This is a genomic window from Duganella guangzhouensis, from assembly GCF_009674535.1.
Classification (GTDB): Bacteria; Pseudomonadota; Gammaproteobacteria; order Burkholderiales; family Burkholderiaceae_D; genus Rugamonas; species Rugamonas guangzhouensis.
In genome coordinates, this window is sequence record NZ_WKJK01000004.1 from 200,995 (window position 1) to 220,183 (window position 19,189).

Below are 19,189 nucleotides of genomic sequence, written 5' to 3' on the forward strand. Positions count from 1 at the left end.
GAGAAGCTTAAAAAACCTTGATGTGGATCAAAATTCGCCGGATGACTTCTGATCCGTAGGCGGCTTGTCATCGTCCTGCAAAATACGCAGCGCCGGGCCGACCAGGTCGTCGAACTGGCCGTCGTCGGAGGCGCGGAAGAAAATCCACAGCGCGATGAACACCAGCGCCACGCTGAGCGGTATCAGCAGATACAAGGCTTCCATTACGCGCACCTGCGCAGCCGCAGCGCGTTCAGCACCACCACCGCCGACGACACCGCCATGCCGACCCCGGACAACCACGGATTAAGCAGACCGAAAGCGGCGGCTGGAATCGCCACCAGGTTGTACAGCGTGGCCCAGCCCAGGTTTTGGCGGATGATGCGCATGGTGCGGTCGGCCGCGCGCGCGCTGTCCGCCACCGCCCCCAGGCGGCCATTGAGCAGCACCGCGTCGGCATGCGCCTGCGCCAGCGCGGCGCCGCCGCCCATCGCAAACGAGACATCGGCCGCGCCCAGGACGGCGGCGTCATTGATACCGTCACCGATCATCGCCACCACGCAGCCACGTCGTTGCAGCTGCTGCACGAAGTTCAGCTTGTCGGCTGGCAGATAACCGCCGACCGTGGTTTCGATGCCCAACTGGTCACCCACGCGGCGCGCCAGCGTGGCATCGTCGCCGCTGAGCAGCACCACCGTCTTGCCGGCATGGCGGAAGTAGTTGACGGTTTCCTGCGCATCGGGACGCAGGCCGTCGTACAACAGGAAGCAAGCCAGCCACTGGCCGTCGGCACCGAGGTAGACCGGCGTGACGCCATCGGCCGGCGCGCGCTCGGGCGGCAGGCCGCTGATGCCGGCCACGAACTGCGCGCTGCCCAGACGGTAGCGACGGTTGTGCACCATGCCTTCCAGACCGCAGCCGGCGGTTTCGGCCAGCGCGGTGGCGTGCCAGTTCTCGCGTCCCGCCTCGGCGGCGGCGTTGAGGATGGCGCGCGCCAGCGGGTGAGCGCTGCCGGCTTCCAGCGCGGCCGCCACTTGCAGGCAGAAGTCCGGCTGCATCGCGCCCAGTTGCTGGATCTGTTGTAGCACCGGGCGGCCCCAGGTCAGCGTGCCAGTCTTGTCCAGCACGATGTGGGTGGCGCGGTGCAAGGTCTCCAGTGTTTGCGGACCGGTCACCAGCACGCCCTGGCGCAGCAGCGCGTCGGTGGCGGCGGCCAGCGCGGTTGGCGTGGCCAGCGACAGTGCGCATGGACAGGACACCACCAGTACCGCGATCGCGATCGGCCAGGCGCGCAGCGCGCTACCGTCCAGCCAGTACCAGCAGCCGAAGGCCGTCAGCGCGAACAGCAGCAGCCCGGCCACGAACCATGCGGCCACGCGGTCGGCCCACTGCGCGATGTGCGGCTTGTCGCCACCAGCGCGGTGGATCAGTTTGATGAGATCGGATAGCGTGCTGTCTTGCGCCCGTTTGGTCACGCGTGCCAGGATCATGCTGCCGGCGTTGATGGCGCCGCCGGGAATCGCGTCGCCGGCGATTTTCGGCACCGGCGCGCTTTCGCCGCTCAGCAGCGACAGATCGAGCGAAGTGCGACCTTCGATGATGACGCAGTCGGCCGCCGCCGCCTCGCCCGGCTTGATAACAATGATGTTATCCACAACCAGCGCCGCCGCGCGCACGATGGTGGCGGCGCGGTTGGCCGGATAATGCTCCAGCAGTGACGCCGAGGCCGGCAGTGCATGTTGCAAGCGCTCCAGCGCGGCACCAGCCTTGCGGCGCGCGCGCAATTCCAGGAAGCGGCTGCACAGCAACAGGAAGATGAACATGGTGACCGAATCGAACCACACCTCACCGCTGCCGCGTATCGTGGCCAACACGCTGGCGCCGAAAGCGGCGGCGATGCCCAGCGCCACCGGCACGTCCATGCCCAGCGAGCGCGCGCGCAGACTGGCGAACGCGCCGCGCCAGAACGGCTGCGCCGAGTAGACGATGGCTGGCAGTGTCAGCAGCAGACTGGCCCAGCGCATCAGCGTCGCCATGCTGTCGTCCAGCGTACCGTCACCGGCGGCCAGATAGGAAGGGGCGACGTACATCATCACCTGCATCATCGACAAACCGGCGACGAATAGCTGGCGGCCCAAGGTCTTGGCGGCACGGCGCTGCTGATCGGCATGGCGCTCGACATCGTAAGGATAGGCGGCGTAGCCGATGCCGTGCAGCGCGGCCAGAATATCGCCGGGATTGCACTCGACACTGCGCCAGCGCACGTACAGCTTTTCAGTGGCGACATTGAGCTGTGCACTATCGACGCCGGGCAGACGCGCCAGTCGCTGCTCGATCAACCACACGCAGGCGGCGCAGCGGATGCCCTCCACCGTAAAAGTGGATTCGCGACTGTCCTCATCGAGCGCGAAGCGCGGGTCGGCGTTGTCGTACAGCTGCAATTCCGGCGGCAGCTGCTGCGCGCCCTCGGCGCTGGCGGCGTAGGCGGTGCGGTCGCGGTAATAGCTTTCCTGTCCGAGATCGACGATGGTCTGCGCCACGGCGGCGCAGCCCGGGCAGCACATGGTGTGCGCCGCACCGGCGATCTGCACCGTCCACGCGGCGTGATCGAGCACGGCCGGCAGCGGCTGACCGCAGTGATAGCACAGCGCCGGTTCATCTTTCAATTGAGTGGTGTGAGACATAGCATTTCCATCCATTCGGGCGTGATACCGCCGGCGGCGCGGGCCAGACCGATCACGCCAAACGCCAGCACCAGCAAACCGCAGGTGATGCGCACCGGGCGCCGTTGCATGGTCTGCGTCAAACGCGCGCCCAGCAGGCCCAGGCCAGTCAGCATCGGCAGCGTGCCCAGGCCGAAGGCCAACATCATGGCGGCACCGTTGGCGGCCGAACCGCTCAGCAGCGCCGTGGTCAGAGCGCTATAGACCATGCCACAAGGCAGCCAGCCCCACAACGCGCCGAGCGCGAACGACTTGGGCGCGGTATCGGCCGGCATCAGATTTTTCATCGCGGGGCCAATGACAGGTTGAGCGCGCTGCCACAGCACACGGCCACCCTGCTCCAGCACCGCCAAGCCGCGCCACGCGTTCATCAAATACAGGCCGAGCGCGACCAGCATCGCATTGGCCAGCCAATAAAAGCCCAACTGCACGCCAGCCAGCGCCGCCATACCGCGCGCCCCCTGCGCCAAGCCGCCAGCCAGCGCCCCGGCCGTCATATAGCTGGCGATACGGCCCGCATTATAAGCAAGCACATGTCCCCAATTCGGGGTCAGTTCCCAAAATCGGACATTGGATCGTGCGCGATGCAATGTCCGATTTTGGGAACTGACCCCGAAGGTGGACATTGCGGTGACGATGCCGCCGCACATGCCCGCGCAGTGGATGCTGCCGGCCAGGCCGACCACAAACACGGGCAGTAGCTGGGCGCCGTTCATGTCATCCTCAGATGGTCTTCGAGTAGCGCAGCGGCTGCGGGGCGATGTCGTTTGCGATGCCCAGATAACGGTCGAATACCATGCAGATGTTGCGGATCAGCAGACGGCCTTTCGGCGTCACTGAAATCCATTCGGCGTCGATGGTCAGCAGGCCGTCGTCGGCGAATGCTTGCAGTTTCTCCAGCTCTTTCTCGAAGTACTGGCGGAATTTGATTGGGAAGCCTTGCTCGATCGACGATAGCGATAGTTCGAAATTGCACATCAGTTTCTGGATCACGATCCGCCGTAACAAATCGTCGTTATCCAGCTTGATGCCGCGCGTGACTGGCAGCACGCCGCTTTCGAGTTTTTCGTAATACGCTTCCAGCGTTTTTTCGTTCTGGCTGTAGGTGGCGCCGACCGCGCTGATGGCGGACACACCACACGAAATCAGCTCGGCTTCGGCGCGCGTCGAATAGCCCTGGAAGTTGCGCTGCAATCGGCCCTGGCGTTGTGCCACCGCCAGCTCGTCTTCCGGCTTGGCGAAATGGTCCATGCCGATGTAGATGTAGCCGGCGTCGCACAGGCGCTGGATGCACATCGCCAGCAGTTCCAGCTTGACGGCTGGTGCAGGCAGGTCGGCGTCAGCAATCCGTCGCTGCGGTTTGAAGATGTGCGGCAGGTGCGCGTAGTTGTACAGCGCGATGCGGTCCGGATTGGCGGCGATGACCTTGTCCAGCGTTTGTGCCATGCTGACCATGGTCTGTTTGGGCAGGCCGTAAATCAGGTCGATGCTGATCGAGCGGAAACCGGCGGCGCGCGCGGCGTCCATCACGGCGCGGGTTTCGGCTTCCGGTTGGATGCGGTTGACCGCTTTCTGCACTTCCGGATCGAAGTCTTGCACGCCCAGGCTGATGCGGTTGAAGCCTTGCTTGCGCAAGCTGTGCACGCGCTCCACGCTGACCGTGCGCGGGTCGATTTCGATCGAGTATTCGCCGTGCGCATCGTCGGCGAAGTCGAAGTTGGCGCGCAGGTGGGTCATCAGATCGCCCATCTGTTTGTCGCTCAGATAGGTCGGCGTGCCGCCGCCGAAGTGCAGCTGTTCGATCTGGCCCATGCCGTCGAACAAACGGCCCTGCATGTCCAGCTCCTGTTTCAGGTAGCCGAGGTAGGTGGCGGCTTTGCTGTGATCCTTGGTGACGATCTTGTTGCAGCCGCAGTAGTAGCAGATCGTGTCGCAGAACGGGATATGGATGTACAGCGACAGCGGCCGGCGACTGCGCCGCATGCGCAGGCCGGCCACCGCTTCCAGGAACTGGCCGTAGCCAAAGTCGTTCTGGAAGCGATCCGCAGTCGGGTAAGAGGTGTAGCGCGGTCCCGACTGACTCAGTTTGCCGATGATGGCGGCATCGAATTCAACGGGAGGGAAAGGCGTAATCATGATTATGCTGCCAGTCGTTTCACGGAGGTTGGGCGCGGATGGGTGGCGCGGGTGGCACGCGCGCCGCGTACCGGGCCGAATTTGAACAGGCTGACGGCCTGTGTCAGGCCGCCCGCTTCCAGCGCCAGGCTGGCGGTGGCGGCGGCCGCTTCTTCGACCAACTGGGCGTTCTGCTGCGTGACCTGGTCCATGTGGGCGATGGCCGAGTTGACCTGGTCGACGCCGATGCTTTGCTCGTGCGAGGCGACCGAGATTTCTTTCATGATGGCGGTGACCTGCTGCACCGAGGCCACCACTTCCTTCATGGTGGCGCCGGCGCGGTCGACCTGCGCCATGCCTGCGCTGACTTTGCCGACCGAGACGTCGATCAGGTTCTTGATGTCCTTGGCGGCGGTGGCGCTGCGTTGCGCCAGGTTGCGTACTTCGCCGGCCACCACGGCGAAGCCGCGGCCCTGTTCACCGGCGCGCGCCGCTTCGACGGCGGCGTTCAGCGCCAGGATGTTGGTCTGGAAGGCGATGCCTTCGATCAGGCCGATGATGTCGACGATTTTGCGCGAGGAGTTGTTGATCTCGTCCATGGTGGCGATGACGTCGGCCACGATTTCGCCGCCTTGCAGCGCGACGTTGGAAGCGTTCTGCGCCAGCTTGTTGGCCTGCGCCGAGTTGTCGGCGTTTTGTTTGACGGTGGATGAGAACTGTTCGACGCTGGACGCGGTTTCCTCCAGGCTGGCGGCCTGCGCTTCGGTGCGGCCGGACAGGTCGGCATTGCCGGCGGCGATCTGGCGCGTGGCGACGGCCATGGTCTCGACGTTGACGCGGACGTCGCGGATGGTGGCGATCAGGTTGCTGTTCATCTGCTGCAGCGCGCGCAGCAGCTGGCCTACTTCATCGGTGGCTTCGGTGTCGAAGGAGCTGGACAGGTCGCCGGCGGCGATGGCGCGCGCGCCATGCAGTGCGCGCTCCAGCGGCTGCAGCACCGACACCCGCAGCGTGTACCACAGGAAGACGTTGATCAGCAGGCCGAGGAAGGTGGCGGCAAAGATGCCGTAGTTGTGGGCGTTGGTGCCGTTCAGCAGTGCGGCGCCGCAGACGATCACCTGCAGCACGTTGACCAGGCTGGTGGCGGCCCAGATGCGGAAGCCGAGCGAGGTATGGCTCAGGCGCGACAGCAGCGTGCCGACGCCAGGCTGGATCACCTGGCCGTTCTTGATGCGGATGCCGTGGTTGGCCTCGGTACGGATGGTGCGGTAGGCTTGTTCGGCGCGGGTGATCTGTTGACGGTCGGCCTTGACCCGTACCGACATATAGCCGATGGTGCGGCCGTTTTCGCGGATCGGGGTGATGTTGGCGCGCACCCAGTAGTGGTCGCCGTTTTTGCAGCGGTTTTTGACGATGCCGGTCCACGGCGTGCCGGCTTTGATCGAGGCCCACAGGTCGGCAAAGGCTTCGGATGGCATGTCGGGATGGCGCACGAGGTTTTGCGGAGCGCCAATCAGCTCATCTTCGCTGAAACCGCTGACCTGGGTGAAATACGGATTCACGTAGGTGATGTTGCCATCCAAATCAGTTTTCGACACGATGGCCTGATCTTCCAGGACTTCCACTTCGCGGTTGGTGACAGGTTGATTGTTGCGCATAGTTGGCTCTCCAGCATGTTTTTATTGCTTTGTCGCAATAGATATGGTGAGTTTACGTAGTCCCCCTGTCGAATTTATTGATTTAGATCAAATTTCCCCGGATTGGTGGATGTAGGCGGGACGCCAGCGGGAACTTCAACTGGCTGATAAATGATAGCAAAATGACTGCAACGGGAGACTGCCGGCGCACGCGAAGGCGCGTCGCCGGCATGGGAGGGAAACAGATTCAGGCGGGCTTTTTGACCAGGCGCAGCAGCTTGCCGCCGAGGGTGACGACGGCCAGTGTCAGCGCGCCGGCGATCACGCCGGCGACCGCGTCCAGCAGCGATGGCACCACCGCGTGCAGCAGCGGGCCGATGGCCGGCACGGTGGCGACCGCCTCGGCGGCGTGTTCAATCAGGTGGTGCGCGAACGGCAGGCCGTGGGTCAGGATGCCGCCGCCGACCATGAACATGGCCACCGTGCCGACCACGCCCAGCAGCTTCATCAGCTTGGGCGCGGCGCTCAGCAGCACCCGGCCCAGCGCGCGCACGGCGGCGTTGCTGTCCGGGCGCTGGCTCAGGTACAGACCGGCATCGTCCATCTTGACGATGGCAGCCACCAGGCCGTACACGCCCACCGTCATCACCACCGCGATGCCGACCACCACCGTCACCTGCTGGATGAACGGCGCTGCCGCCACCGTGCCCAGTGCAATCACGATGATTTCGGCCGACAGAATGAAGTCGGTGCGCACCGCGCCCTTGATTTTGTCCTTTTCCAGCGCCACCAGGTCAACCGCCGGATCGGCCAGCGCCGCGTGCAATTCCTGCTTGTGCTCGTCATCGCCGCCATGGGCGATTTTCTCGAAACCCTCGAAGCACAGGTACAGGCCGCCGATCATCAGCAGCGGCGTGATGGCCCACGGCGCAAACGCGCTGATCGCCAACGCCGCCGGCACCAGAATCGCCTTGTTCTTCAGCGAGCCGACGCCCACCGCCCACACCACCGGCAGCTCGCGCTCGGCGCGCACGCCGGCCACCTGTTGCGCGTTCAGCGCCAGGTCGTCGCCCAGCACGCCGGCGGTTTTCTTGGCCGCCATCTTGCTCATCAACGCAACGTCGTCGAGGATGGTGGCGATGTCGTCGATCAGTGCCAACAGGCTGGAACCGGCCATTTGTGCTACTCCTGGTGTGGTGAGATAAGCAATATTAACCCAAGCGGAGTGGCCCACGATACCGCTACAATGGAGATTGCCTGAAATCAAATGGAATTGTCATGACCTTCGCCACCTGGCTCGCCTTCTTCGTTGCTGCTTGGATTATCGCGATCTCGCCCGGCTCCGGCGCCGTGTTGTCGATGTCGCATGGATTGTCGTACGGCGTGAAGCGCGCCAGCGCCACCATTTTCGGCCTGCAGAGCGGCTTGCTGCTGGTGTTTTTCATCGCCGGCGCCGGCGTCGGCTCGCTGCTGATGGCGTCCGAAGTGGCATTCAGCATCGTCAAGACGGTGGGCGCGCTGTACCTGATTTACCTCGGCCTGAGCCAGTGGCGCGCCAAGGTCAACATCAGCGAACAGCAACAGGCGGCCGTAGTGGTGCCGACCGCGCGCAAGCGCTTTGTCACCGGCTTCCTGACCAACGCCACCAACCCCAAGGGCATCATCTTCATGGTGGCGGTGCTGCCGCAGTTCATTACCCATGACAAGCCGCTGCTGCCGCAGCTGCTGATCCTGGCCGTGACCATGTGCTGCATCGACCTGATCGTCATGCACAGCTATGCGTTTTTGGCCTCGTCGATGCAGCGCTTCTTCCGCGACGCGCGCGCGGTCAAGAAGCAGAACCGGGTGTTTGGCGGCCTGCTGATGGCGGTCGGCGCGGCGCTGTTTTTCGTCAAGCGCGGCGGCGCCACTGCCTAATTTGCAATTATTTGTAACCCGTGTAGTCGAACTCGAAGGTGCGGCGTTAAATCGGGAATAAACCACAGGGGAGACGCAGCCATGGGCCGCAAACTGATCCAAACCGTCGTGCTGGCCGCTCTGGCCGGCTGGAGTGCGTTGGCGCTGGCCGACGACCCGCCGTCCATGGTCGGCCGCATGTCCAGCGTGCAGGGTCAGGTGACCCTGGTGGGCGACGGCGACCCAGTTAACGTTGGCCTCAACTGGCCGGTGACCACCGCCAACCATGTCAACACCGCCAGCGGCGCGCGCGCCGAATTCCGCATCGGCTCGACCGCAGTGCGGCTGGATGGCGATTCCGACCTCGAAATCACCGCCATGGATGACGATTTGCTGCGGCTGCGCCTGAACTACGGCAGCGTCAGCATCCGCGTGCGCAGCCCCGAGCTGCTGCGCGATTTCGAGCTGACGACGCCACAGGCACGCATCACGCTGCTGGAGCCGGGCGTGCTGCGGGTTGACGTTGATCGCACGCCGGACACCAGCCAGGTCAGCGTGCTGGCCGGCAGCGCGCGGGTTGAGGGCGCCGGCTCGTCGGTGGTGGTCAACAACGGCCGCCACATCGACATCACGCCGGAAGACGTGCGCACCAGCGTGGCGCGGCGCGACGGCTTCGACGTCTGGGCCGAAGACCGCGACCGGCTGGACTCCACCACTACCACCACCCGTTACGTCTCCAGCGGCATCACCGGCTACGAAGAACTGGACCGCAACGGCACCTGGATCGACAACCCCGAATACGGCCCGCTGTGGACGCCGCGCAACGTCGCGCTGGACTGGGCGCCGTACCGCGACGGCCAGTGGATCTGGCTGGCGCCGTGGGGCTGGACCTGGGTCGACAATGCGCCCTGGGGTTATGCGCCGTCGCACTACGGGCGCTGGGTGATGGTCAACCGCCGCTGGTGCTGGGCGCCAGGGCGGCCGGTGGGACGGCCGGTGTGGGCGCCGGCGCTGGTTGGCTGGGTGGGCGGCAATGGCGGCCCGCAGCATCCGGGGCCGGGACTGGGCTGGTATCCGCTGTCGCCGCGCGATCGCTACGTGCCGAACTACCGCGTCTCGTCCGACTACGAACGGCGCGTCACCTGGACCCACAACGGCAAGCCGTTCCCGGTGCGCAACGACTGGAACGGCCCGCGTGACGGCCTGACCGTGCTGCCGCGCGAGCAATTCGAAGGCCGGCGCAACATCAACGTTGGACGTGGACCGCAGGTAATCCCGTCGACCAATTTCGCCCGCAGCGTGGCGCCGGCGGCGCCGCCGCAACCAGCGGTCCGCACGCTGACGCCAGCCAATGGCATGGGCGACCGTGACCATGACGGCGTTCCCGACCGCTACGACCGCAACGATGGCCGTTACGACCGCAATACCCGTTCCGGACCGGGCCGCTTGATTACCACCGCGCCATCGCAACCGGTGCAGGTGCCGGCGCAGCAGCCACCGGGTCGCATCAGCACCTTGGCGCCCAACCAGTACGGCCATCCCGACACGCCGGCGCAGACCATCAATCCAAACGACGTGCGGATCGAACTGCGGCCGCGCGGCAATGGCAATAACAGCACGCCGGCGCAACAGGGCCAATCGCGCCCGACCACGGCCATGCCGTTACCGTCGCCAGTGGTGACGGTCGCGCCGCAACAGCTGACGCGCGAGCGCGACGACAACGAGCGCCGCAACCGTCCGGACCAGCGCGATCAGCGCGAGCAGCGTGAACAGATCCGTCCGCAGAGCGCGATGCCGTTGCCATCGCCGGCCCCGGCGCAGGCCGCGCGCCAGTTCACCCCGGCGCCAGCACCGACGCCCGCGCCAGTTCAGGCGACGCCACGCGAGCAGCGCGACAACGGCCGTGGCGAACAGCGTCGCGACGACAAAGCGCGCGACGACGGCCGCAGCGAAAAACGCCGCACCAACCAGCAGTAAAACTCCGGGGTCAATCCTCCCAAAGCTACACGAGCTCTGCTGTAGGCGTCACCTACAGCAGAGCTCGTGTAGCTTTGGGAGGATTGACCCCGGGTTTATTGTTGGGCTTTGAGGCGCAGGCGGGCGCGCCATTCACCCAGGGCGGATAAGGCGCCCTGGAATTCTCGTTCGATCAGGTCGGCTTCGGCCGGCGTCACTTTGCCGTCCAGCAGCGCGCTGGAGACGGCTTCCGCTACCGCTCCCACCTGGCTCATCACTTTGCAGACTGTCTGCGATAAATCGTCGTCGCCGATGTTGTCCGGCGTCGGTACCACGAACGCGGCCATGCCGTGCCGTACCAACAGCGCGTGCAGCGGCAGGTGGGCGTCGGCCACGCCGGCTCGGTGGCACAGGTCGACCACGGTCGACACTTCTTCAAATGACGGGTAGTGCGAGGCGATGGTCGGCGCCAGTTTGTTGCGCAGGACGTTGACCGAGATGCCCATCGTCTGCGCCAGCGCGTCGATGCCGCCGGGATAGGCGCGCGCCACTTTGTAGAGCGCGTCGTGCTGATTCATGTCTTGGTATTTGCGTGTCATGGTGATGCGGGCCTTTTATTACCGATGCAGCCGCCGATGCGCGGCGTTATGCTGTTTTTCATTCAATTCTTTGTGAAAAAACATCATGAAGTCATTTCAATCTGCGCTGGTGTTGATACTGAGTCTTGCCCTCGTGGGCAATGTGCCGGCGGCAACCCGGCCGGCCTCCTATTCTGGCACATCGAAGTCGATGAAAAGTGGATTTTCTTCACAAAAGAACAACTCCAATGTGCACAGCAAGCCGGCGCCGCCGGCAGCTAACCGTCAGAGCGGCCCCGGCGCGTTCGGTCAGGCCGCCGGTTCGCCAGCCCAGCCGCAGCGTGGTACGTCGGCGCTGTCGCGCGATGCCGATCGCAGCGCCGCCGAGGCCAATGCGCTGAAGACGCTGGACCAGCGCCGTGCCGCCGCCAACGCACCGACCCCGTTGCCGCCGCTGAACGACACGTTGCGCTCGCCGCAGGCGCCGCCACAGCAGCGGCCCGCTTATCAACCGCCTTATCCGGTGCCGGCGCCGGTTTATCAGCAACCGGCGTCGTCCGGTAACGGTCTGATGGCGGGTGTGATCGGTTTCATGCTGGGCCATGCGATGAGCCAGAGCCATCAGCCGGTGGCTTATCCGACCGGTAGTCAGCCGCAGCAACAGCAGCAACCGGCCGCCGACGGCGGCACGGTGAGCGGCATGCCGGGCCTGGGTGCGCCGGCGCCGCATCAACCGCCGCAGCCCTCTTTCTTCGGCAGCGTGCTGCGCTGGTTTGCCTGGCTGTCGGTGCTGAGCCTGTTTGTGTGGTTGGGGGTGTATTTCGTGCGCAAGCTGCGTCGCCTGCGCGCTGGTCCGAATTATTCGTTTGAAAGGAATTGAGATGGCCTGGTCGGATGCTTACAACTATCTGCGCAGCGGCGCCGCCCGCGTGATGGGCAATCAGGCGCCGCGCACCGATACCGGTTTGCCGCTGGGCGCCCGCATCGGCAGCGTGGTTGGCATACAGCAGTCGCCGCTGCTGCGGGCGGTGGGTGCCGGTTCGCTGATCGCGCTGCCGGATGCGGATGACACCCGCATTGTGGCGGTGTCGCAGATCCAGCTCAAGCAGTCGGGCGGCTTGTACCGCTATTACCTGGAAACTGGCGACCAGGACGACAAGGAAAAGTTCTTGCAGGTGTATCAGAGCGCCAGCGGCGAGGTCAGCGAGATCATGTATTGCAGCCAGCTGGCGCGCGTGATTCCGCAAACCGCCGAGGATCAGGATGCTTACACCGGCCAGTCCGGCTTCGGGCTCGGTGACCGCAGCTACACGCTGTGGCGCCAGCAGCTGGACGATGCCGGCCTCGATCTGGAACTGGTGTTCGGCGCCAGCGAGGGGCTCGATTACTGGCGCGACGCCGGTGACCCGGAGGCCGGCTTTATGCCGCCGTTCACCGGCACCGAGGTTCGGCTGGACGATAGCAGCGGCCAAACCGGTCTGCGCCAGGACATGTTTTTCATGCCGTACGTGCGCGAACTGCGCGGCGGCGGCCACGAATATTTGCTGATCACGACGGAAATCATCCACAGCGTGAACGGCGATCGCAGCAAACGCGGGATCCATGTCGACTTTGTGATTGGCATCCCGGTGGAGCAGCAACGCATCGTTATCCAATGATGCGCAACTTTGATTGAGGAAGACTGACATGAGCAACTTGAATGGCTGGGGTTTGACCGCGCGACTGATTTCCAAGCATTTCGGCGCACTGGGCAATCGGGTGTCGGAGGCGATCGCCAACTTCGATCCGGAAACCGCCACCGAGGCCGACCGCGACCGCCTGGCCGACAATCTGCGCAGCGCGGCCCAGAAGCTGGCCGCCGCCCGCGCCGCCTTCGACAAGGAGGCGTCCGACGTGAGCCAGCTGCGCCAGCTGATCGCCACCGACGAGCAGGCCGCCGGCACGCTGGCCGAGCGTCTGGCCAGCGGCAAGATTTCGGAATCCACCATCACGCTGTTCTGCGACGAGCTGGAAGCCAACAAGGCGCGTCTGCCGCAGGAATTGCAGGAGGAGGCCGACGCCCGCCAGTACATGGACGAGCTGCAGACCATCGTCAACGCGCTGTCGCAGCAGTTGTCCGAGTTCGACGCGCAGGCCAAGAAGGCGATGCAGGCGCTGGCCTCGGCGCGCGCCCAGCAGGATCTGCAGCAGTTGCGCGCCGATCGTCAGGCGCAGCTGGCCGGTCTGCAGGGCATGCGTGGGCAGTCGAGCGCGCTGGCGGCGCTGACCCGCCGCGCCGACACCATCCGCAACGATGCCGAGGGCTTGCGCATTGTTACCGACATCGGCCAGAAGCCGCTGGATCAGGCGGCCGAGCTGGAGGCGATCCGCAAATCGGTGAGCCAGCCGGCGCTGGGTGGCGAGTCGGCGCTGGCGCGCTTGCAGCGTCTGTCGGGACAGCCGGCGGCTGAGCCGCTGGCGCTTGCAAAGTCCTGATCCGGCTACAATATAGGCTAGCGGCGTCACCGTGACGTCACTAGTCTTTATTGAAATGGAACAGCATATGAAACCGATCCCACCGTCCGAGTCCCTCATCGAGTACCCGAGCGACTTCCCGATCAAGGTCATGGGGCCGACTCATACCGAATTCGCTCCGACCATCGTGCTGGTGGTGCAGAAGCACGACCAGGATTTCCACGAGGGCAAAATGGAAGTCCGCCCATCGGCCAAGGGCAATTACACCGGCCTGACCTGCGTGGTGCGCGCGATTAGCCGCGAGCAGCTGGATGCGCTGTACAGCGAACTGTCCGCACACCCAATGGTTAAGATTGTCATGTAATTAAGCCAGCTGGCGCTGGAAGGTTTCTATCTCTTCCAGCAGCCAGCTGCGGAACGCCAGCACCTGCGGCTTGCTTGCCGCGCCGGGCGGCGAGACGAAGTAGTACTCATCCGGGCTGGGCGTTTCGATATTGAACAGCCGCAGCAGCTGCCCGGAACGGATCTCCTGCATCGCGATCACATGGCGCACCAGCGCCACGCCGTTGCCGTCGGCAGCGGAGCGGATCAGCATCGATAAATCCTCGAACAACAGCCCGCCGGACGGTTCCGGCAGGTCGACGCCGGCCGCGTGCAGCCATGGCGTCCAGCGCTCCACCGAGCGCAGCAATGTGTGCCGTGTCAGATCTTGCGGTACCACCGGCAGTTGCCCATCGCGATAGTGGGGACTCACTACCGGATAATACACATCCCCCATCAGCCGCAACACCACCATGCCCGGATAATGGCCGCGGCCGAAGCGGATGCCGACGTCAATGCCGTCGCGCGCCAGATCCTGCAATTGCCCGCTCGATTGCAGCACCACCTCGATATCCGGATGCAGTTCGATGAAACGCCCCAGCCGTGGCGCCAGCCAGCGCGCGGCAAACGAGGGAATCGAACTGATCGTCAGCCGCTGGTTGATGCTGGCGGCGCGCATGGCGTCAGTGGCGGCGGCGATGTCGGCAAAGGCTTTGCCGAGGAACTGGGCGAACTTCAGCCCGTCGTTAGTTATTTTCACCTGTCGGCCGTGGCGTACGAACAGCGGCCGTCCCAACTCTTCTTCCAGCGCCCGCACCTGATGGCTGATGGCGCCATGCGTTAGATGCAATTCCTCCGCCGCGCGCGAGAAATTCTCGTGGCGGGCCGCCGCCTCGAAGGCGCGCAAGGCGGAAAAATTGGGCAGGCGACGCGCCATCCTGTGGATAACTATGTGAGTAAAACTAACAAGAATTGCGAAAATATACCGTTATACAGGCACTTAGACAAGGTTTACCATGTGAATAAATTTACCTAAGCCGGAGCCACCATGTCGTTAGAACTGTATGTCGATAGCCTGTACACCAGTCCCTATGCGCTTTCCGCCTTCGTGGCGCTGACCGAGAAGGGCTTGGCGTTCACCGTCAAGACGGTGGACCTCGGCAGCGGCGAAAACAAGCTGCCGGCCTATGCCGACCGCGCCTTGACCGCCCGCGTGCCGGCGCTGGTCGATGGCGATTTTGTGCTGACCGAGTCCAGCGCCATCACCGAGTACCTGGAAGAGTCGTTCCCGGCGCCGGAATATGTGGCGCTGTATCCAGCCGAGCGCCGCCAGCGCGCGCAGGCGCGGCAGATTCAGGCGTGGGTGCGCAGCGATCTGCTGCCGGTGCGCGCCGAGCGCGACACCGAGACCGTGTTCTTCGGCAAAGCCTGCGCGCCGCTGAGCGAGACTGCGCAGCAAGCCGCCGCCAAGCTGGTGCACGTGGCCGAGCGCCTGGTGCAGGGACCGCAGCATCTGTTCGGTGCCTGGTCGCTGGCCGATACCGATCTGGCCATCCTGCTGAGCCGGCTGGTGCGGAATGGCGATGCGGTGCCGGCCAAGCTGCGCGATTACGTCGAATTCCAGTGGCAGCGGCCGTCGCTGCAGGCATGGCTGGCCCGCCACCAGCCGGGCTGAAAGCGGCGCTCGGGGGTATAATGGCGGGATGACGTCCCCAACCTTCCCTGAGATCAAGCATCTCGGCAAAGCCGACTACGACAGCACTTTCGCCGCCATGCGGGCCTTTACCGACGCCCGCACGCCGGACACGCGCGACCAACTGTGGATCGTCGAGCATCCGCCGGTCTACACGCTGGGCCTGGGCGCCGATCGTGGCCATTTGCTGGCCGGGGCGTCGGAGATTCCGGTGGTGCAGACCGACCGCGGCGGCGAAGTCACTTATCACGGCCCCGGCCAGGTGGTGATTTATCTGCTGATGGACCTGCGTCGCAACAAGCCGGGCGGCAAGCTGTATGCGCGTCAGTTCGTGCATAAAATCGAGCAGGCGATCATCAACGTGTTGCAGGCGTATAATCTTGTTGGTGAGCGCGTCGAAGGCGCGCCGGGCATTTACATGGCCGGCGGCGACCATCAAGGCGCCAAGATCGCCGCGCTGGGCTTGAAAGTGCGCGGCAACGGTTGCACCTACCACGGCCTGTCGCTGAATGTGGCGATGGATCTGGCCCCGTTTTCCTGGATTAATCCTTGCGGCTATGCCGGACTGGAAACAGTCGACATGCGTACTGTTGGCGCGCAGGCAATGCTGTCCGATGTACAACAGCAACTGGCCGAGGAGCTGATCCGCGTCCTGGCGACAAACGAGTAAAACTGATTATGACCACTGAAACCCCTATCGCGTACAACCCCAGCGAAAAGCAAAAAGGCGCCAGCAAGACTTCGCGCATTCCGATCAAGATCGTGCCGGTCGAGCAGGTCGAGCGCCTGAAGAAGCCGGACTGGATCCGCGTCAAAGCCGGTTCGCCGAATACCCGTTTCTACGAAATCAAGGAAACGCTGCGCGAGAACAAGCTGGTGACGGTGTGCGAAGAAGCCAGCTGCCCGAACATCGGCGAATGCTTCGGCAAGGGCACGGCCACCTTCATGATCATGGGCGACAAGTGCACCCGCCGCTGCCCGTTCTGCGACGTCGGCCACGGCCGTCCGGATCCGCTGGACAAGGATGAGCCGACCAATCTGTCGCACACCATCGCCAAGCTGCGTCTGAGCTATGTGGTGATCACCTCGGTGGACCGCGATGACTTGCGCGATGGTGGCGCGCAGCACTTCGTCGAGTGCATTTCGAATACCCGTGCGCTGTCGCCGAAAACCCAGATCGAAGTGCTGGTGCCGGACTTCCGCGGTCGTCTGGAAAAAGCGCTGGCGATCTTTGCCGATGGTCTGCCGGACGTGATGAACCACAATCTGGAAACCGTGCCGCGCCTGTACAAGGAAGCGCGTCCGGGTTCGGACTATATGCACTCGCTGAAGCTGCTGAAGGACTTCAAGGCCATGTACCCGAACGTCAAGACCAAGTCGGGCATCATGGTCGGCCTGGGCGAGACTGACGAAGAGATTCTGCAAGTGATGCGCGACATGCGCGAGCACGACATCGACATGCTGACCATCGGCCAATACCTGGCGCCGTCGAACAGCCACCTGCCGGTGCGCCGCTACGTGCATCCGGACGTGTTCAAGATGTTTGAAGAAGAAGCCTACAAAATGGGCTTCAAACACGCCGCCGTCGGCGCCATGGTGCGCAGCTCGTACCACGCGGACGAGCAAGCACACAACGTGCTAGCCGCAGGCTGATCGACTAAGGGCTCCTTCGGGAGCCCTTTTCATTTGATCCGCATCAGCCGGCCTTGCTTGCGCCGGCGACGACGAGGGCTAGACTGTCTGTATGCCTACCGTTGACATCACCCTCGCCCAAACCCAACTCGCCAGCCTGCTGGAAGCAGCCAGCCGTGGTGAAGAGGTCGTCATCACCCTAGATGGCCGCACGGCCGTCAAGCTAGTGCCGGTGCAAGTTCGCCGCGTGCTCAAATTTGGCACCATGAAAGGCAAAATCCGAATTCCCGAAGATTTCGACGCGCCACTGCAGGAAGACATACAAGCTGCATTTGAGGGGAAATAGTGCAGTTGCTACTGGACACCCATGTCATGCTTTGGTGTCTGCAGGGCAGTCGCAGATTGTCAAAGCCAACGCGCGCAAGAATTCTGACGGCGCGGGAGGTGTACGTGAGCAGCGTTTCGATCTGGGAATTATCTATTAAGGTCAGCGCAGGTAAACTTGATCTTGATGTAGATGAGCTCGTCGCTGAATTACCCAATGTTGGCCTTCATGAGTTGCATGTCTCGCATCGTCATGCCCTCAGCGTAGGGCATCTGCCATTAATCCACCGCGACCCGTTCGATCGTATGCTGATTGCGCAGGCAAACTGTGAATCAATGACATTGCTGACTGCCGACCGGATACTAGCCAGCTATTCCAGTCTGGTAGAGCTGATTTGACGGCAGTTAATTTTGACTGTATCCAGCATGGCTAAAAATTAGTATTATTTTCACTTTGCTGGTCTTTCCATCCACGTTATAGGATTACTACCATGTCGCTACGCATCAATGACATCGCCCCCGACTTCACCGCCAACACCACCCACGGCAAGATCGATTTCCACAGCTGGATCGGCGACCAGTGGGCGATCCTGTTCTCGCATCCGAAAGACTTCACCCCAGTCTGCACCACCGAGCTGGGCTACATGGCCAAGATCGAGCCGGAATTCACCAAGCGCAATGCCAAGCTGATCGGCCTGTCGGTCGACGCCGTCGAGAACCACGAGAAATGGGCCGCCGACATCGAAGAAACCCAGGGCGCCGCCGTCAAATACCCAATGATCGGTGACACCGACCTGGCCGTGGCCAAGCTGTACAACATGCTGCCAGCCGACGAAGCCGGCACCGCGGAAGGCCGCACCGCCGCCACCAACGCCACCGTGCGTTCGGTGTTCATCATCGGCCCGGACAAGAAGATCAAGCTGATGCTGACCTACCCGATGACCACCGGCCGCAACTTCGACGAAATCCTGCGCGTGCTGGATTCGATGCAGCTGACCGCCAAGCACAAGGTCGCCACGCCGGTGAACTGGAAGCAAGGCGATGACGTCATCATCACCGCCGCCGTCAGCAACGAAGAAGCCGCCACCAGCTTCCCAGGCTTCCGCACCATCAAGCCTTACCTGCGCGTGACCAAGCAGCCAAGCTAAGAAACTATTGACCGCCGATGGCGTTTTGTCGGACTATTCCCAGCTGTTGAATAGTCCGGGAAAAGCAAATGAGTGTACGCATCGAGGAGTCGTGGAAGCAGCGGCTGCATGGGGAGTTTGAGCAGCCTTACTGGGAATCCCTGACTTCCTTTGTGCGTGCCGAGTATGCCGCTACGCAGTGCTGCCCGGCCGGCAAGAATATCTTCCGCGCGTTCGATCTGACGCCGTTTGAGGACGTTAAAGTCGTCATCCTCGGCCAGGATCCGTACCACACGCCCGGCGCCGCCATGGGCTTCTGCTTCTCGGTCCCGGATGGCAATCGTCCGCAGCCCAGCCTGCAAAACATCTTCCAGGAATTGCACGACGATCTCGGCATCGACCGCCATCAGACTGATCTCAGCGATTGGGCGCAGCAAGGCGTGTTCCTGCTGAACAGCGTGCTGACGGTGCGTGCACGCGAAGCTGGTTCGCACGCCAACAAGGGCTGGGAGACTTTCACCGACAGCGCCATCAAGCTGCTGTCTCAGCAGCGTGAAAACATCGTGTTCATTTTGTGGGGCAGCTATGCGATCGCCAAGCGAGCATTGATCGACAGCCGCAAGCATATGGTGATTACCTCGCCTCACCCTTCTCCGTTCTCCGCACACAAGGGCTTCTTTGGCAGCAAGCCGTTCTCGCGCGCGAACGCTTACTTAACCTCGAACGGCCACGCGCCGATACAGTGGGCTTAACA

At 63.4% G+C, this 19,189-nt stretch carries 22 protein-coding genes; 14 read left to right on the top strand and 8 right to left on the bottom strand.

Features of this window, described 5'->3' with window-relative positions:
• Positions 1-27: 27 nt before the first annotated feature.
• From ccoS to GJ699_RS09550, 6 genes are all read right to left on the bottom strand, one after another.
• The gene (ccoS, locus tag GJ699_RS09525; RefSeq protein WP_154375463.1) at positions 28-204 is read right to left on the bottom strand and encodes a cbb3-type cytochrome oxidase assembly protein CcoS; all 177 of its coding nucleotides are present in this window, start codon (positions 202-204) and stop codon (positions 28-30) included.
• Positions 204-2,663: a heavy metal translocating P-type ATPase gene (locus GJ699_RS09530; protein WP_154375465.1), complete on the bottom strand. Its 2,460-nt coding sequence runs from the start codon at positions 2,661-2,663 to the stop codon at positions 204-206. The genes ccoS and GJ699_RS09530 overlap by 1 nt, the downstream gene beginning before the upstream one ends.
• The gene (locus GJ699_RS09535) at positions 2,642-3,418 is read right to left on the bottom strand and encodes a sulfite exporter TauE/SafE family protein (RefSeq protein ID WP_154375468.1); all 777 of its coding nucleotides are present in this window, start codon (positions 3,416-3,418) and stop codon (positions 2,642-2,644) included. Before GJ699_RS09535 ends, GJ699_RS09530 begins: the two co-directional genes overlap by 22 nt.
• A gap of 7 nt (positions 3,419-3,425) precedes the next feature.
• Positions 3,426-4,838: an oxygen-independent coproporphyrinogen III oxidase gene (hemN, locus tag GJ699_RS09540; RefSeq protein ID WP_154375470.1), complete on the bottom strand. Its 1,413-nt coding sequence runs from the start codon at positions 4,836-4,838 to the stop codon at positions 3,426-3,428.
• Between the two features lie 2 nt (positions 4,839-4,840).
• Positions 4,841-6,475 (bottom strand): methyl-accepting chemotaxis protein, encoded by a 1,635-nt coding sequence (locus tag GJ699_RS09545; RefSeq protein ID WP_154375472.1) that lies wholly within the window; start codon positions 6,473-6,475, stop codon positions 4,841-4,843.
• A 226-nt stretch (positions 6,476-6,701) separates the two neighbouring features.
• Positions 6,702-7,631, bottom strand: a complete 930-nt coding sequence (locus GJ699_RS09550; protein ID WP_154375473.1) for a DUF808 domain-containing protein — start codon at positions 7,629-7,631, stop codon at positions 6,702-6,704.
• Positions 7,632-7,732: 101 nt separating this feature from the next.
• On the opposite strand from GJ699_RS09550, the gene GJ699_RS09555 reads away from it, so the two are divergent.
• Positions 7,733-8,371, top strand: coding sequence for a LysE family transporter (locus GJ699_RS09555; protein WP_154375475.1), 639 nt, complete (start codon positions 7,733-7,735; stop codon positions 8,369-8,371).
• An 81-nt stretch (positions 8,372-8,452) separates the two neighbouring features.
• The gene (locus tag GJ699_RS09560; protein WP_154375477.1) at positions 8,453-10,327 is read left to right on the top strand and encodes a FecR family protein; all 1,875 of its coding nucleotides are present in this window, start codon (positions 8,453-8,455) and stop codon (positions 10,325-10,327) included.
• A 95-nt stretch (positions 10,328-10,422) separates the two neighbouring features.
• Here GJ699_RS09560 and GJ699_RS09565 read toward each other — a convergent pair whose 3' ends face one another.
• Positions 10,423-10,884 (bottom strand): phage regulatory CII family protein, encoded by a 462-nt coding sequence (locus tag GJ699_RS09565; RefSeq protein WP_229262036.1) that lies wholly within the window; start codon positions 10,882-10,884, stop codon positions 10,423-10,425.
• On the opposite strand from GJ699_RS09565, the gene GJ699_RS34510 reads away from it, so the two are divergent.
• From GJ699_RS34510 to GJ699_RS09585, 5 genes are all read left to right on the top strand, one after another.
• A complete protein-coding gene (locus GJ699_RS34510; RefSeq protein ID WP_229262037.1) occupies positions 10,873-11,166 on the top strand; it encodes a hypothetical protein in 294 nt (97 codons plus the stop codon). The genes GJ699_RS09565 and GJ699_RS34510 overlap by 12 nt on opposite strands.
• Complete coding sequence (locus GJ699_RS09570) at positions 11,135-11,764, top strand: hypothetical protein (RefSeq protein WP_371867512.1); 630 nt, start codon at positions 11,135-11,137, stop codon at positions 11,762-11,764. The genes GJ699_RS34510 and GJ699_RS09570 overlap by 32 nt, the downstream gene beginning before the upstream one ends.
• A gap of 1 nt (position 11,765) precedes the next feature.
• On the top strand, positions 11,766-12,542 hold the full coding sequence (locus GJ699_RS09575) for a DUF2491 family protein (RefSeq protein WP_154375483.1): 777 nt from the start codon (positions 11,766-11,768) through the stop codon (positions 12,540-12,542).
• Positions 12,543-12,570: 28 nt separating this feature from the next.
• Complete coding sequence (locus tag GJ699_RS09580) at positions 12,571-13,359, top strand: hypothetical protein (protein WP_154375486.1); 789 nt, start codon at positions 12,571-12,573, stop codon at positions 13,357-13,359.
• Positions 13,360-13,426: 67 nt separating this feature from the next.
• Entirely contained in the window at positions 13,427-13,702 is a 276-nt protein-coding gene (locus GJ699_RS09585; RefSeq protein ID WP_154375487.1) for a DUF493 family protein, read from the top strand.
• Here GJ699_RS09585 and gcvA read toward each other — a convergent pair whose 3' ends face one another.
• Positions 13,703-14,596, bottom strand: coding sequence for a transcriptional regulator GcvA (gcvA, locus tag GJ699_RS09590; protein ID WP_154375496.1), 894 nt, complete (start codon positions 14,594-14,596; stop codon positions 13,703-13,705).
• 111 nt (positions 14,597-14,707) lie between these two features.
• Between gcvA and yfcF the strand changes: the two genes are divergently transcribed.
• The 7 genes from yfcF to GJ699_RS09625 all read left to right on the top strand — a co-directional run bounded on the left by yfcF (position 14,708) and on the right by GJ699_RS09625 (position 19,187).
• Positions 14,708-15,334 (top strand): glutathione transferase, encoded by a 627-nt coding sequence (yfcF, locus tag GJ699_RS09595; protein ID WP_154375498.1) that lies wholly within the window; start codon positions 14,708-14,710, stop codon positions 15,332-15,334.
• A 28-nt stretch (positions 15,335-15,362) separates the two neighbouring features.
• A complete protein-coding gene (gene lipB / locus GJ699_RS09600; RefSeq protein ID WP_154375500.1) occupies positions 15,363-16,022 on the top strand; it encodes a lipoyl(octanoyl) transferase LipB in 660 nt (219 codons plus the stop codon).
• An 8-nt stretch (positions 16,023-16,030) separates the two neighbouring features.
• Positions 16,031-17,005 carry a lipoyl synthase gene (gene lipA, locus GJ699_RS09605; protein ID WP_154375502.1) on the top strand — a complete coding sequence of 325 codons (975 nt, stop codon included), beginning with the start codon at positions 16,031-16,033 and terminating at the stop codon, positions 17,003-17,005.
• Between the two features lie 91 nt (positions 17,006-17,096).
• Positions 17,097-17,330, top strand: coding sequence for a type II toxin-antitoxin system Phd/YefM family antitoxin (locus GJ699_RS09610; RefSeq protein ID WP_154375504.1), 234 nt, complete (start codon positions 17,097-17,099; stop codon positions 17,328-17,330).
• On the top strand, positions 17,330-17,707 hold the full coding sequence (locus GJ699_RS09615; protein ID WP_371867513.1) for a type II toxin-antitoxin system VapC family toxin: 378 nt from the start codon (positions 17,330-17,332) through the stop codon (positions 17,705-17,707). The genes GJ699_RS09610 and GJ699_RS09615 overlap by 1 nt, the downstream gene beginning before the upstream one ends.
• A 92-nt stretch (positions 17,708-17,799) precedes the next feature.
• Complete coding sequence (locus tag GJ699_RS09620; RefSeq protein WP_154375506.1) at positions 17,800-18,456, top strand: peroxiredoxin; 657 nt, start codon at positions 17,800-17,802, stop codon at positions 18,454-18,456.
• Positions 18,457-18,524: 68 nt separating this feature from the next.
• Entirely contained in the window at positions 18,525-19,187 is a 663-nt protein-coding gene (locus GJ699_RS09625) for a uracil-DNA glycosylase (RefSeq protein WP_154375508.1), read from the top strand.
• The last annotated feature ends 2 nt before the right edge of the window (positions 19,188-19,189 follow it).